Source organism: Weissella oryzae SG25 (genome assembly GCF_000691805.2).
GTDB lineage: Bacteria > Bacillota > Bacilli > Lactobacillales > Lactobacillaceae > Weissella > Weissella oryzae.
In genome coordinates, this window is record NZ_DF820484.1 from 107,095 (window position 1) to 121,172 (window position 14,078).

The 14,078-nt window shown below is 39.6% G+C and carries 13 protein-coding genes; 2 read left to right on the forward strand and 11 right to left on the reverse strand.

What is annotated here, in order from left to right:
- Nucleotides 1–230: 230 nt before the first annotated feature.
- From TT13_RS00610 to TT13_RS00655, 10 genes are all read right to left on the reverse strand, one after another.
- A complete protein-coding gene (locus TT13_RS00610; RefSeq protein ID WP_027698175.1) occupies nucleotides 231–1,511 on the reverse strand; it encodes a solute carrier family 23 protein in 1,281 nt (426 codons plus the stop codon).
- Nucleotides 1,512–1,719: 208 nt separating this feature from the next.
- A complete protein-coding gene (locus TT13_RS00615) occupies nucleotides 1,720–2,322 on the reverse strand; it encodes an NAD(P)H-binding protein (RefSeq protein WP_242868501.1) in 603 nt (200 codons plus the stop codon).
- A 106-nt stretch (nucleotides 2,323–2,428) separates the two neighbouring features.
- Nucleotides 2,429–3,058, reverse strand: a complete 630-nt coding sequence (gene upp / locus TT13_RS00620; protein WP_027698176.1) for a uracil phosphoribosyltransferase — start codon at nucleotides 3,056–3,058, stop codon at nucleotides 2,429–2,431.
- Between the two features lie 188 nt (nucleotides 3,059–3,246).
- Nucleotides 3,247–4,497, reverse strand: a complete 1,251-nt coding sequence (gene glyA / locus TT13_RS00625) for a serine hydroxymethyltransferase (protein WP_027698177.1) — start codon at nucleotides 4,495–4,497, stop codon at nucleotides 3,247–3,249.
- Between the two features lie 20 nt (nucleotides 4,498–4,517).
- Entirely contained in the window at nucleotides 4,518–5,543 is a 1,026-nt protein-coding gene (locus tag TT13_RS00630) for an L-threonylcarbamoyladenylate synthase (protein WP_027698178.1), read from the reverse strand.
- A gap of 2 nt (nucleotides 5,544–5,545) precedes the next feature.
- Nucleotides 5,546–6,403 (reverse strand): peptide chain release factor N(5)-glutamine methyltransferase, encoded by an 858-nt coding sequence (gene prmC, locus TT13_RS00635; protein ID WP_027698179.1) that lies wholly within the window; start codon nucleotides 6,401–6,403, stop codon nucleotides 5,546–5,548.
- Nucleotides 6,404–6,407: 4 nt separating this feature from the next.
- On the reverse strand, nucleotides 6,408–7,493 hold the full coding sequence (prfA, locus tag TT13_RS00640; RefSeq protein WP_027698180.1) for a peptide chain release factor 1: 1,086 nt from the start codon (nucleotides 7,491–7,493) through the stop codon (nucleotides 6,408–6,410).
- A 28-nt stretch (nucleotides 7,494–7,521) separates the two neighbouring features.
- Nucleotides 7,522–8,115 (reverse strand): thymidine kinase, encoded by a 594-nt coding sequence (locus TT13_RS00645; RefSeq protein WP_027698181.1) that lies wholly within the window; start codon nucleotides 8,113–8,115, stop codon nucleotides 7,522–7,524.
- Nucleotides 8,116–8,280: 165 nt separating this feature from the next.
- Nucleotides 8,281–8,988 (reverse strand): type 1 glutamine amidotransferase, encoded by a 708-nt coding sequence (locus TT13_RS00650; protein ID WP_027698182.1) that lies wholly within the window; start codon nucleotides 8,986–8,988, stop codon nucleotides 8,281–8,283.
- 2 nt (nucleotides 8,989–8,990) lie between these two features.
- Nucleotides 8,991–10,343 (reverse strand): Mur ligase family protein, encoded by a 1,353-nt coding sequence (locus tag TT13_RS00655; protein WP_027698183.1) that lies wholly within the window; start codon nucleotides 10,341–10,343, stop codon nucleotides 8,991–8,993.
- A 177-nt stretch (nucleotides 10,344–10,520) separates the two neighbouring features.
- Here TT13_RS00655 and TT13_RS00660 point away from each other — a divergent pair, with 177 nt between their 5' ends.
- Complete coding sequence (locus tag TT13_RS00660) at nucleotides 10,521–10,937, forward strand: CopY/TcrY family copper transport repressor (RefSeq protein ID WP_027698184.1); 417 nt, start codon at nucleotides 10,521–10,523, stop codon at nucleotides 10,935–10,937.
- A gap of 40 nt (nucleotides 10,938–10,977) precedes the next feature.
- Here TT13_RS00660 and TT13_RS00665 read toward each other — a convergent pair whose 3' ends face one another.
- Nucleotides 10,978–13,203, reverse strand: a complete 2,226-nt coding sequence (locus tag TT13_RS00665) for a BspA family leucine-rich repeat surface protein (RefSeq protein WP_027698185.1) — start codon at nucleotides 13,201–13,203, stop codon at nucleotides 10,978–10,980.
- 258 nt (nucleotides 13,204–13,461) lie between these two features.
- Between TT13_RS00665 and TT13_RS00670 the strand changes: the two genes are divergently transcribed.
- The gene (locus TT13_RS00670; protein WP_145912318.1) at nucleotides 13,462–14,061 is read left to right on the forward strand and encodes a TetR/AcrR family transcriptional regulator; all 600 of its coding nucleotides are present in this window, start codon (nucleotides 13,462–13,464) and stop codon (nucleotides 14,059–14,061) included.
- Nucleotides 14,062–14,078: the final 17 nt, after the last annotated feature.

A 14,078-nucleotide genomic window follows, 5' to 3' on the forward strand; every position in this document is an offset into this window, starting at 1 on the left:
TGTTATCGGATATAAGGTCAGTGATTATCTATATCCGCATATGTTAATCTACTAATCGTAGTTTTTTATTAATTGATTTTACTAAGATTTAATTTTATAGGAATTCCAATTAAAAATTTGCAGGCCAAAAAAACGATTAAGTCAGAGTTGACTTAATCGTTTTAAATTTTATTTTATTGATTCAAGATCATAAAATTATTTTTTATTGCTAGTGCTAAAAACAATTTAATTTACCGTTCTGAAGCCGCTTTTTCTGGCAATACTAAGTTTAAGACAATCGCCAAAATTGTCGCAATCGCTGCCCCTGAGAATTGAACAATATGTGCACCCGAACCAACTTGTAAGAAGGTATTACCGATTCCAATTACTAATACTGGCGAGGCAATCATCATATTACGCTTCACGTTAAAATCAACATGGCGTTCAATCATAATCCGCATCCCAGATGAAGCAATCACACCAAAAAGCAAGAATGATACCCCACCGATGACGGCACCGGGAATTGATTGGATTAACGCCGATAATTTACCAACAAAAGAGAAAATAATGGCAAAAATAGCAGCACCAATCAACACATACACCGAGTGTACCTTCGTGATGGCCATTACACCAATATTTTCACCATATGATGTTACGGCTGGGCCACCAACTAAACCAGCAAAGAGCGAAGCTGCTCCATCACCGGCCAAGGTCCGGTGCAGACCAGGATCTTTGATAAAATCACGACCAGTTAATTCATCCAAAACCATCAAATGACCAAGGTGTTCTGAAATTGTAACCAATGCCAATGGTGCCATTACCAGCACCGCACCCCAATCAAAATGTACTGAATAATTAACAAAAGGAATATCAAAAGCTGGCAACGCAAACCAGTGAGCCTGCATAACTGGTGTAAAATCGACCAAACCAAACAAAACTGCGGTAATATAACCAGCCACAATCCCCAATAAAATTGGAATTAAGCCAATGAAGCCACGCAAAGTCATATTAAATAGAATCGTAAATGCCAAGGTAATCAAGGCTACCGTAAAGACCCGGATGTCATATTTACCATTTAGTAAAGTAGCATCTTGGGCTGCCGAACCAGCTAATGATAGACCAATCACCATAATAACTGGTCCAACAACAATTGGTGGCAACAATTTTTCAATCCAATCGGTTCCAATCACCCCAACAATTGCCGCCACAATCATATAAATTACACCAACTGAGAGCACACCAGTTGCGACGCCCGGATAGCCAGTTGTTTTCATTAAGGCCATCATTGGGACAATGAAGGCAAAAGACGAACCCATATAAGCAGGTATTTTCTTCTTAGTAATTAAGATGTGGAGCAAAGTTCCCACACCCGATGAAAACAATGCAATCCCTGGGTTCAAGCCAACCAACAATGGTACCAAAACGGTTGACCCAAACATTGAAAACATGTGCTGCAATGATAAGCCAACCCATTGACCAAAACTTGGTCGTTCGTCTACATCTAAAACAATATCCCGCCGTAACTGCTCCATATTACCAATACTCCTTTAATCCTTACCCTAGTAAAACAAAAAAATGGCCTGATATAAAATCAGCCCATCTGCTCAAAGTCATTTTTTCCTAGTCTTAATCAAATTAAAGTTTAAACCTAGTATCTGATGCTTTGAGGTCTCACAGGGCCTCTTTAAAACTCTAATGTATTATGCACGCTTATCAGTTAATTAGCAAGCATTTCACCAACTAAAGTGATTGCAGCGCCTGCTTGATTGGTTGCTCACCATCAGTCATTGTAAAGACCTGACGATAAGTCTTAGGTTCATTCAAAGTAGCCACCAATACAGCTGCTACATTATCAATTGAATTATTGGCAGCCTTCGCTGGGTTAAGAGTAATCTTACCTGTCCCTGGCTCTTCAGTTAAGGATCCTGGTTGCACAATCGTGTAGTTCAGCTTTGTTTGGTTAATCAACCATTCATCCGCAAAGAACTTCGCAATATAATAATCACCCAATGTATCTGGCCAAAGACTAGGTTCAGTCGCATTAAAACTTGATAGCATAATATAACGCTCAATCCCCAATGCTTCTGCTGCTTGAGCTAATTTAACTGCTCCATACGCATCAACTTGTAACAAATTTTGTCCCCGTGAACCAGCCACTTGGAAAACCGCATCCAAGTCATGCCCTGCTAAAGCAGCTTGCATAGTAGGTAGATCATCAGTCAAACTAACTGCCAAAGTTGGTACCGTTAAATCAGCATGCTCTTTATGTGTACCAGCAAAAACTGTATGCCCAGCTGCTGTTAATAACAGCAACAACCTTCCGGCCAACACGACCACTTGCACCCATCACTAAAATATTCATCACAAGGCCTCCCCATCAATTGAATAAATCTTATACCACATCAACAATCAATTGCTTAAAGCGTCTATCACAAAACCAACTGGGTGCTTAATGCGTCCCAAACAATCGATCGCCAGCATCCCCAAGACCAGGAATAATATAACCATGCTCATTCAAGCCTTGATCCAAGCCAGCAGTAAAAATATCTACATCCGCATGTGCGGCTTGTACAGCTTCAACCCCTTCGGGTGCAGCCACTAGCGTAATTAACTTTATCTTAGTTGCGCCACGCTTTTTTAGTGCATCAATCGCCATAATTGCAGAACCACCAGTTGCTAACATTGGATCAACCACAAAAACATCACGCTGCTCAATATCTTCAGGCAACTTAACAAAGTATTCCACTGGCTCGAGAGTCTCCTCGTCACGGTACATTCCGATATGACCAATCCGGGCGGCTGGAATCAACTTCATCATGCCATCAACCATTCCTAAGCCAGCTCGTAAAATTGGCACAATTGCCAACTTCTTACCAGCTAATTGCTTTTGAACCGTCTTAGCGACTGGTGTCTCGATTTCAACATCTTCCACAGGTAAAGTCCGAGTAACCTCATACGCCATTAGTGATGCAATCTCGTCAACAATCTCGCGAAAGACCTTGGTACCGGTGTCTTTTTGTCGGATAATTGTCAACTTATGTTGAATCAATGGGTGGTCGAAAACTGTTAACTTGCTCATATTTATCTCCTTATTAGCTGCTCGCCGGCAGACCTTCAATAACACTTCATACAATTATAAAACAAAATAGCAATTTCTGCTGGCTTTTATATTAAGACGCTTAACTTAATAAATTTTAATCAATAAAAAAGGCGCAAGACTTAGCTTAACCCTTGAGGTAAGAATGTTTTGCAACCTTTATCTTCTATTTATTCGGCGTGTTCAATCTTTGCGAGTGGAAATGCCCGCGTCAAAGCTAGCACTTCTTCGCGAATTTTAGTTAATTCGTCTTCATTATCATGATTAGCTAAAGTCCGCAAAATTAGTTGTGCAACTTGTTGAGCCTGCGCTTCTTTAAAGCCACGTGTTGTAATCGCTGGTGTTCCAATGCGAATTCCAGAAGTAATAAATGGACTTCTTGGCTCATTTGGAATTGCCTCTTTATTAGTTGTAATCATCACTGAATCCAACAAAATTTGGGCTTCTTTACCAGTTAAACCAGTTTTGGTTAGGTCCAAATTGAAAAGATGATTATCAGTTCCACCCGAAACTACCCGCACCAAGTCGGAATTTTCAAAAACCGCTGCCATTGCGGCTGCATTGGCAATCACTTGTTTTCCATAAGCTTTGAAAGATGGTTGCAAGGCTTCGTATAAAGCCACTGCTTTACCCGCAATTACATGTTCTAGTGGCCCACCTTGGGTACCTGGGAAAATAGCTGAGTTCAACTTTTTTGCTAGGCTAGCTTTGGCCAGAATCATTCCACCACGAGGGCCACGTAAAGTCTTATGCGTTGTTGTCGTTACAACGTCAGCATAAGGAACTGGCGAAGGGTGCACTCCTGCTGCCACCAAACCAGCAATATGTGCCATATCAATCATCAAATAGGCCCCAGCTGAATCAGCAATTGCGCGTAACCGTGGAAAATCAATAAAGCGTGAATAAGCCGAAGCTCCTGCCACAATCAGCTTAGGTTGGTACTCTTTTGCTAACCGCGCAATTTCATCATAATCAATCAATTCAGCATCGTTGAGTCCATATGCATGAAAATTGTACATCTTACCAGAAAAATTAACTGGTGAGCCGTGTGTTAGGTGTCCACCAGCATTTAAATCCATACCTAAGACATGATCTCCCACCTCTAATAGTGCTGCATAAACCGCTGCATTGGCTTGTGAGCCAGAATGTGGTTGCACATTAGCATAATCGGCACCAAATAGTTCTTTAGCCCGCTCAATTGCTAACATCTCAACTTGATCAACAAATTGTGTCCCACCATAATATCGTTTGCCAGGATACCCTTCGGCATACTTGTTAGTTAAGATACTACCTTGCGCCATTCTAACGCCCTTAGAAACAATGTTTTCTGAGGCAATCAGTTCAATATTTTCTTCTTGCCGGTTCGCTTCACGATCAATCGCTGCCCAAAGTTCTGGATCATATTCCCGATAATTTACCATTCCTCATCCTCCGCAATCAACTAGTCAAAAAGTTCGTTTACCCAATGTCCCCCTGAAGCCTTACCAAGTCGGTTATTGTAGGCTGCGTTTTGTGCAATATCTGGTAGCGCCGTTACCAAAATCGTAGTAACTTCGGCCCAGTCATCAAAGCGTCTTAAGCCGGCAAACAAGTTTGCGGCGGCCGTATCTTCATTTGCACCTAAAGACCAAACAAAATCCATACCACTTAATTGATGTTTTGCAATCTGATTGTTAGTCAACATTAAGCCAACTGGTTCCAACCGTCCTTGTGCCCAAACAATCGCAGCAGTCCAATCATCATCAGCCACCATATAGACTGCCTTATCTGGTGCATAGTGTCGGTATTTCATTCCAGGTGCTTTTGGCGCTTCATCAGCACTAACGTGTTTTAGTTCTGAATCAATTGTAACGCCCAAAACCGCTTCAAGTTGTGCTGGTGTAATTTTACCGGGACGCAAAACAGCTGGTTGCTCGGTCGACAAATCAATTACCGTTGACTCAACCCCAATCTTAGTTGCTCCATCATCAAGGACACCTGCTATTTTACCATGTAAATCATGAAAAACGTGTTGGGCAGTCGTTGGACTAGGCTTACCTGATGTGTTAGCCGAAGGGCCTACTAGTGGTGTATCCGTTAGGCGAATTAACTCACGTGTCAAATCATTATCTGGCATTCTTACTGCCACAGTATCCAAACCACCGGTCACAGTCGCAGAAACTGTATCTGGCTTCACCGGTAAAATCATTGTCAAAGGGCCTGGCCAAAAGGCAGCCATTAATTTTTCAGCCCAAGTATTCACTAGGGCAACCCGACCAACTTGTTCGATATCAGCAACATGCACAATTAAAGGATTATCTGACGGACGTCCCTTAGCTGCGTATACCTTACTAACAGCAGTATCATTAAAGGCATCCGCACCTAAACCGTACACTGTCTCACTCGGAAAAGCGACTAAAGCCCCTCGTTTAATGGCCTTTACTGCCGCAGCTAGTTCACTTTTATCCCATATCTTTGTCTGTACCATTTTTACCTCCGTGATACTTTAATCATCCGATCATGCCCGCTCATATCTTGTCGTAATTCAACGGATACATCTGGCAAGTCAGCAAAAAGCTTTTGGAGTGCTGGTCCTTGTTGATAGCCAATTTCAAAGTAGGCACTACCTGCTAAACTCAAATGGTTTAGCAAGTCAGTAGCAATTCTTTTATATAGTGCTAATCCCTCATCATCAGCAAATAAAGCCAAATCTGGTTCAAACAGAAGAACTGAATCATCCATCTCATTCCGTTCAGCTTCACTTATATAAGGCGGGTTAGACACAATTACGTCAAAGGTCCCATCAAGTTTTGCAAATAAATCTGATTCGATAAAATCAACATCCAACGCATACTGCGTGGCATTAATTTGTGCTAATTCTAAGGCATCCGCTGATATATCACTAGCAGTTACTTGCCAGGTTGGTTTTTCAGCCGCTAATGTTAAAGCGATTGCTCCAGAACCCGTACCAATATCAAGGATACTTACTGATTCATGCTTAGCGTAATCGGTTAAAATCCATTCAACTAATTCTTCAGTTTCCTGACGTGGAATCAGCACACGCCGATCAACCGCAAACTCACGTCCATAAAAGGCTGCATGACCAAGCGCATACTGGACTGGTTGTCCACCCTTAATTGCACGAATCGCAACCATGAAGCGTAACCGCTTCTCATCTTCTAAAATCGTGTACAAATTATTTGCTAACTGACTATAATTCCAAGCCATCATCCCCGTCAGCAGGTAATCAATTTGTGCCAACCGCTCAGTCTTATCATGAATATAGGGCTCCAATTGCCAATCGCCCCAATCACGGACTGCTTCAATTGTCCATTGTTCATCCATCATTATACTAACCTTGTTTTAGTGCTTCGAGTTTTGCGGTTTGATCAGCGATAACAAGGGCATCAATCACATCACCTAGTTCACCATTCATGATTCGATCCAATTTGTTTAATGAGAGGCCAATTCGGTGATCAGTCACCCGATTTTGTGGATAGTTATAAGTCCGGATACGTTCGGAACGATCCCCAGTTCCAACTGCCGTCTTACGTTGCTCAGCATACTCAGCTTCATTTTGTGAAGCATAGTAATCATACACACGAGTCTTCAGAATTTCTAAAGCCTTCGCCCGATTTTGTTGTTGTGAACGTTCATCTTGCATCGCAACAACAATTCCAGTTGGTAAGTGGGTCATACGAACCGCTGATGAAGTCTTATTAATATGCTGACCACCGGCACCAGATGAACGGTACACATCAACACGCAAGTCTTTATCTTCAAGCACAATATCAACATCTTCATACTCAGGCATAACCCCAACCGTTGCGGTTGAAGTGTGAACCCGGCCAGCCGACTCAGTCTCAGGTACTCGTTGTACACGATGAGCACCATTTTCAAACTTTAGCTTTGAATAAACTGACTCACCAGTAATCATAAGTACAATTTCTTTATACCCACCAATTTCAGTCCGGTTTTCGTCAATGATTTCAACATGCCAACCCTGCTTTTCTGCATAACGTTGATACATATCATATAGGTCAGCCGCAAAGAGCGCCCCTTCATCACCACCAGCAGCACCGTGAATTTCCATGATAATATTCTTATCATCGTTTGGGTCCTTTGGTAGCAACAAAATTTTCAATTGTTCTTCCAAAGTCTCTTTTTCAAGCTTTAATTCTTTTAATTCTTCCTTGGCTAGGTCCTCTAACTCATCGTCACCTAAACCTTCATTTAGCATTTCTTCATTATCCGCAATGCCATTCACTACATCACGGTAGTGTCTAAAAACTTCAACCGTTTCGCGTAAAGCACCTTCTTCTTTAGATAGAGCCATGAAACGCTGAGTATCTGAAATAATATCTGGATCAGAGATCATTTCAGAGATTTCATCATAACGGTCAACTACCGCTTGTACTTTTTCAAATATTTCATCCATCGGGACTTTTCCTCATTTTCTAGGTAAATTATTTATTGGTGCGTCGTGCTAGGGCCGCTAAATCTGGCTGGTTATAATGAATCCGGCAAACTGGCATATAAGATTCATCGCCACCAATTTGAATCTGCTCACCTTCATAAACTGGCACTCCATCAACTACACGTAAATTCATGATTGCTTTACGGTCACAAAATGAGCACAGGGTTTTCATCTCTTCAATTTTATCGGCATAAATCAACAAAGCCTCTGAACCAGGAAACAATTGATTAAAAGCATCGTTTTTCAAGCCAAACGCAAGGGTTGGTATTTGTAATTCATCAACGACTTGCGTTAATTGCAAGACTTGGGCTTTAGTTAAAAACTGAGCTTCGTCAATTAAAACTGCGGCAATTGCTGGTGAGTTCTTCACAAGTTCGAAAATGTTATCATCCGCTGCAACAGCCTGCGCAGGTCGCTGCATACCAATTCTAGATGCAACGACGCCCACACCAGAACGATTATCCAAAGCACTCGTCAATAACAATACTTTACGGCCTTGCGTTTCATAATTATGCGCTACTTTAATTATTTCAATACTTTTACCGCTGGCCATTGCACCATAACGAAAAAATAATTGTGCCATTACTTGCCTCCTTAAACCCCATCTTTTGCGACTGTCAGTTCTTATTTTACAATAAAACATAGGTGCATAACAGAGTAAAAACTAGTCTAGCAACCTAAGCGTTCCATCGAACTTAAGGTCATCAGACTAGCTTTCCATTAACTCATTTAAAATTGGGCTCGCTTTTTAAAAGCTCTCGGCTGGTACGCTTGCTAATTTAGCTTGCCAGTCAACCGTAGGGTATTTACGGTTAAGAATAATTGTAAGTACCTTTAAAGCTAAGTTACCATTCCGGGTAAAGATTGGGCCATGGAAGTAAGTTCCATAAACATTCTTATAAACCAAACCTTCACCACCATCTTCACCATTGTTGCCGTGGCCCTCTAAGGTCTTACCTAGTGGTCGTTCGCCAGCTCCTAGGAATGTTCGTCCTTGATGATTCTCAAAGCCACGATAAATTTCACCACTCACTTCATCTTGAATACGAATATTACCAGTAAAACGACTAGTTGGTTGGTTTAAAGTGTAGTGATCTAAAGCACCAATGCCCTCTACCCTGGTTCCATCCGCTAATAAGAAGTAATGTCCTAGTAATTGGAAGCCGCCACACACACCCAAAAAGGGACCACCATTTTCAATATAGCGTTTAATCGCATCGGCTTTCTTAGGTAAATCATATGATACTATCTGTTCCTCATAGTCCTGTCCGCCACCAAAAAGAGCAAAATCATACTGATTGTCTTTAAAATCTGTATCTAAAGAAACCAAATCAACATCAACCGTTACACCAACTTGTTTAGCATAATAACGTAAGGCAAGAATATTTCCATAATCACCATACGTATTCATTAAATCGCCATATAAATGAGCAATTTTAAAATTATAATCAGTCATGGTCATTCCCCCATTTGATTCTTGATATAACCTTCTTGTATTAATTGTGCCCGTAATTGTAACATTGCCGTATAGGTTGCTGCTATATAAACGCGCTTTGTAGGCATGGCTTTAATTGCAGAGGAAATCTTCTTTAAATCCTCATAGACTGGAATATCAGTAAAGTCAGCCATCTTTAAGCGAACATTGATGTCACGATAACGTTCGCCACCAACTGCAACTTTTTGCACACCAGTACCATGTAATGATTCAAAGTCAGCATCCCAAATCCATGAAGTATCAATTCCATCTGCATAGTTAGCATTAAGTAAGACTAAGAGAGAAAAAGGTTCTGAGTCAGTTTTCATCATGTCAATCACTTGATTAGTACCCACTGGGTTTTTAATTAAGACAATTGTAACTTCTTTATCTGCAACTTTAACAATTTCTTGGCGACCAAAAACCTGGGCATTTGATTCAAAAGCCTTTTTAATCTTAGCAATCTCTACACCCATAAAACGGCCTACAGCATATGCTGCTAGTGCATTATAAATGTTATACATACCGGCAATTTCAATTTGGAAAGTGTGACCATCAATATCGAAATTTGAAAACTTGGGTGTCATTTGATTTAGCTTAGTCACCGCATAATCAAGCTGTGGACGTTTAAACCCATCCGTTACTGAAAAATAATCGCCTTGATTGGCATAGGTCATAAAATGATAGTGCAAAATTGCATCATCAGTCGGTGATAAGATACCATCAGTGTTAATTGGTGCGCGTTGATCCTTATCAGCAGGTAAATGATTAAATCCATAGTAGATTTTCGGATTAGGTAAATTACCCCGCATGAAAATAGGTGAATCCGCATTTATAATCAATGTTGCATCTGGAACAAGTCGAATGCCTTTCAAAATCTTATCATAAGTAGTGTAAATTTCACCAAAGCGATCCATTTGATCACGAAAAATATTAGTTAAAACAAATGCTTTTGGCTTTAATTGACGAGCAATTTCTTCAACATTAGCCTCGTCAACTTCTAATACTGCAATTGGCCTCTCACCATGTTTAGCTGCTTTAGCAGTCAACATCGTACCGGTGATTCCTTGAATCATATTTGAACCTGAAGGATTAGTAATAATTGTTCCAAATTGCTCACGCAAAACACGGGCAATTAGAGTCGTTGTCAACGTTTTTCCATTAGTTCCAGTAATTACAATCACATCATACTTTTCAGCTAAATCAACCATTACATCAGGGTCAATCTTAACAGCCAATTTACCAGGCAAAGAAGTCCCCCCTCGATGCAAAACATCATGCAAAACAAAATAACTTGTCTTACCAACTAGCATTGCTAATGAACTTTTCAGACTCATGTCGAACTCCTTTTCAAAATACTAAGCTTTATTTTAGCATTCATTCATTAAATTAGCCTAGTCTATTTCTAGATTTGAAACTTTTAAATTACAGTTGTAAACTTTGTTCTGATGTTATACGCTACTTTGTATTCTGTCATTAATCTAGTCCTACACCAAGTCAGGAGCATTTATTTTATGAATGAAATTGAAATTACCGATGCTGAATGGGCTGTTATGCGAGTCATTTGGACCTTGGGTACCGCCACCAGCAAAGAGATTGCCTCAATATTAATGACACAAAAGGGTTGGCAGGTAACTACTGTTAAAACCTTTTTGGGTCGTTTAGTTAAAAAAGGGGCGCTTCAAGTTGAAAAAAAACAGCATGCCTTTGTATATGAAAGTACCATTACTGAACAAGATTCAATGGATAAAGCGCTCAACAATCTATTCGGTCAACTATGCACCATGAAAGTTGGTAACTCTTTAGCTAATGTCCTACCAGATTTATCGCTCAGCCAAGCTGATATAAAAAAGTTACAAGCTATCTTAACTCAAAAAGCTCAAACTGCCCCTAACACTTTGGCTTGCGATTGTATTGAATGTGCCAAATAGTAACCTTACTCGACCAAATTTAGTTCGTCTAGTCTACTACCTATCTGCTAGTTCTATTGGAACTAGCCTTTTTTGTATACTTAGCCAATGGCTTATAACCCAAAACAAATATAATTACGCTTCCTCCCACGTAAGTCCAAATATTATTTTTGCTTACCGCTAAGGCTGGTAAACTACTTTGTTGTTGGTTATGTGATTTTATGAAATAACCTTCGCCAAAACCATTCCCACTTATCTGTCGATTTAGAGCAATAGGGGTATTTTCTACATGCCTAGTTTTTGCACACTCTGGCTGAAACAACTCAGCTGCCAACTCAACTCGCCCAATTAATTGGGATGTCTCTGCCATTAAGGGTAATACGATTAACTTTATATCCCGGCTACTTTGTTTACCATTAGCCGCTATTAAAAGAATTGTTACTATGTATTCACCAGGCTTATCCACACTAGTTTGATTAAATTTCTCAGGTAACCTTACTACAACTCGGTTACTAGGTAGCGGTTTATGCCAGACAACTGATTTAGTCCAATCAAATTTGGCTCCCTGCGTTATATGTTGATCTTTTACTGCAACTAGGTTCAACTGAGCACTTTTTATAATTGGTTCACCAGTCCACTGGATTAATGTTGATTGTTTTCGGCTATATTTTTGACTCTGCCAATAGTGATGCTTAATTTGATAAAGCAATTGTTGTGTTTGACCAAATTTAGGATAGTTAGCCATTAACTGTATATCCACACCTGTCTTGGCAAGTTCCTCCCCGTTGGGTCCTACAACCCTAGATACTAAGCTCATAGGATTATAATTTTCAAAATCATCAATAAATTGCCAATCATCTTCAACCACTAAAGCTGATTTGTCTCTAACTAAATTGACGGTACCTATAAATGTATCAATTGGTTGTGCCATATCATTTGTGTAAATCTGCCAAATCACTTGATGTATACCCAAATCTACTGGCGCGTTATTTATCAACAAAGTTGGCTCAACCCGCCAGTTTGTTACCGCTGAAGCGTTTATCGTTGTTAGTTTAACTAATTCTGCTTGATTAAATTTTATCAAAGCATTAATTTTCTGCACAGGCATATTGGGACTGACATATAAAGTCTTAGGCTCTTTGGCTTTACCAAGCAGAGCCGGGGCCCAAACCCAAGTACCCGTAGAACCCTTTTTTCTACCTAAATTTTGCAACACTTGTTTTCCTAAAAGTCCAGGCCCGCGGTTTACCATTTGATTTTCTGTATTGAAATTATTTTGTATCCACTTGCCACCATAACGTGCATCAACTGGCACGTGCATTAACGATGACTCATGTGGTTCTAAATAATTAATCATATGTCCGTTTGCTGTTTTGGCTGATTGTCCAAATGTTCGATTCATAAAGGTAATTTCCCGTAAATTGTTACTACCCACAAACAATTCAGCTGTCCGATGCCGTTTTACTTTTGAAAAATCTAAATTGGATAAATCTAGCTTCTCTAGCTTGGGAATATTTGCAAACATCCGTCTTACATCGCTGACTTGAATTGTCTTGAATCCAGCTAAAGGAAGCTCGACTAAAGTTGGATTATCTGCAAACATTTCCCGCATATCGGTAACTGCTGCCAGTTCCAAATTAGATAATCCGGTAATTTTTTTCAGTGCCGGTATTTTTGAAAAAAGCGCACTGCTATTACTCGGTAATATTACCCTACCAATAATATCAATTTGTTTGATTTGTGGTATATATTCTTGTAATTTTGAATCTGCTAAAAAAGGGGCTGATAATTTGGCCGTTCTTTGTACAGATGGAGCAATACCATCACCAAAAGTTAAACAACCCGCCTGAAAATGCCATGGCACAGTCCCCCAAGTCCCAATTATTTGTTCATTAGCTTCAGCTGGAGCTTCAACCAATTCGTCTGGCTTTGTTTCAGATACCAAAGAATATGCATTATTAGATTTTTGAAATTCCGGCTCCCTGATACTAATTTGCGAATCAAATGGTACCAAAGAACTACCTACTAACTCTGCTTCATTTGTCTTTTCAGGCGTTTGCACCTGAGTATTACCTTCCCTATTTAGTTCAGTATCATTATCTACCTTATTAGTTTCGACTAATGTCGTCCCTATTTTGATACCTTCATCAGTGACTTGTGCGAACTCTTCTTGAGCATAACCCGGTCTAGTACTGATGAAAATAGCTAAGCTCACTACAAAAATAATAGTTAGTAACTTTTGTAAGCTTGATTTAAAGGGAAGCCGCTTTATAAATTTTTGGAACATATTCGATAACCCCATAACTTATTATAGAAATATCATAAATATGATATCTAGCAAATGACCACGAGGTCTATCATATTTGATAATCATTAATCAAGGGAAGCCTGATAATATTCACTCTGTAATGCTTTAAACCCATATAGAAGCTAACTTAGCTTAGAGGAATCAGCAATCAAGGATAATAATCTTTAAAAATAGCGAAAATAAGTGACAAGTTGTCATGTTTTTATATCTAGCTTTTCAAAAAAAAGTGTTTAAATATTGGAGAAGTCAATAAATTTAAAGGTAGGTAAGCTTATGCTGCTATTTAGTGAACGTCAGCTATTAATAATTGATGCTTATTTTGTCTGTATCCAAGAATGCGGCGTAAGCAAAACTATTACTATGCAAATGATTGCCGATAAAGTTGGTATCCGTCGACAAAACATCTATAAAAAACACTTTCCAAATCTTGCGGCCATCACACGTGCAAGCTACGAAATGGTCGATTTTTATATTAATCGCCAATTACAAGACTACCAGCCGAGAAAAGATGGTAGTTTAGTTGATTACTTTGCCCAGACTGTTTTACCTTTAATTTGGGCACAACGTTACTACTTAAAAATTTTATATACAAGTCCTAGCAACAATGATTGGATTAACTATCTAAGTAACCGCTATACCCCATTAATTCAAGCTCACTTAACTAACCAGAGTCAATCCCATGGTTTGTCTAGTCGGTTTTTAGCCGTGTTAATTGAAAAGCAAATTAATAGTGTTATTGCAACTTGGCTAACTGCCACCGAACCAGAGCCGGTTTCTCTGTTTGAAAAAAGGTTCCTTTTTTTAATGCACACACCAATTACTGCTCTAATTAAATAAGGTCAATGCTGAGTCAC

Bases quoted from the DNA above. Each gene is read 5' to 3' on its own strand.
- TT13_RS00610 (WP_027698175.1), bottom strand. From the start codon at position 1,511: ATGGAGCAGTTACGGCGGGATATTGTTTTAGATGTAGACGAACGACCA.
- upp (WP_027698176.1), bottom strand. From the start codon at position 3,058: ATGAGCAAGTTAACAGTTTTCGACCACCCATTGATTCAACATAAGTTG.
- glyA (WP_027698177.1), bottom strand. From the start codon at position 4,497: ATGGTAAATTATCGGGAATATGATCCAGAACTTTGGGCAGCGATTGAT.
- TT13_RS00630 (WP_027698178.1), bottom strand. From the start codon at position 5,543: ATGGTACAGACAAAGATATGGGATAAAAGTGAACTAGCTGCGGCAGTA.
- prmC (WP_027698179.1), bottom strand. From the start codon at position 6,403: ATGATGGATGAACAATGGACAATTGAAGCAGTCCGTGATTGGGGCGAT.
- prfA (WP_027698180.1), bottom strand. From the start codon at position 7,493: ATGGATGAAATATTTGAAAAAGTACAAGCGGTAGTTGACCGTTATGAT.
- TT13_RS00645 (WP_027698181.1), bottom strand. From the start codon at position 8,115: ATGGCACAATTATTTTTTCGTTATGGTGCAATGGCCAGCGGTAAAAGT.
- TT13_RS00650 (WP_027698182.1), bottom strand. From the start codon at position 8,988: ATGACTGATTATAATTTTAAAATTGCTCATTTATATGGCGATTTAATG.
- TT13_RS00655 (WP_027698183.1), bottom strand. From the start codon at position 10,343: ATGAGTCTGAAAAGTTCATTAGCAATGCTAGTTGGTAAGACAAGTTAT.
- TT13_RS00660 (WP_027698184.1), top strand. From the start codon at position 10,521: ATGAATGAAATTGAAATTACCGATGCTGAATGGGCTGTTATGCGAGTC.
- TT13_RS00665 (WP_027698185.1), bottom strand. From the start codon at position 13,203: ATGTTCCAAAAATTTATAAAGCGGCTTCCCTTTAAATCAAGCTTACAA.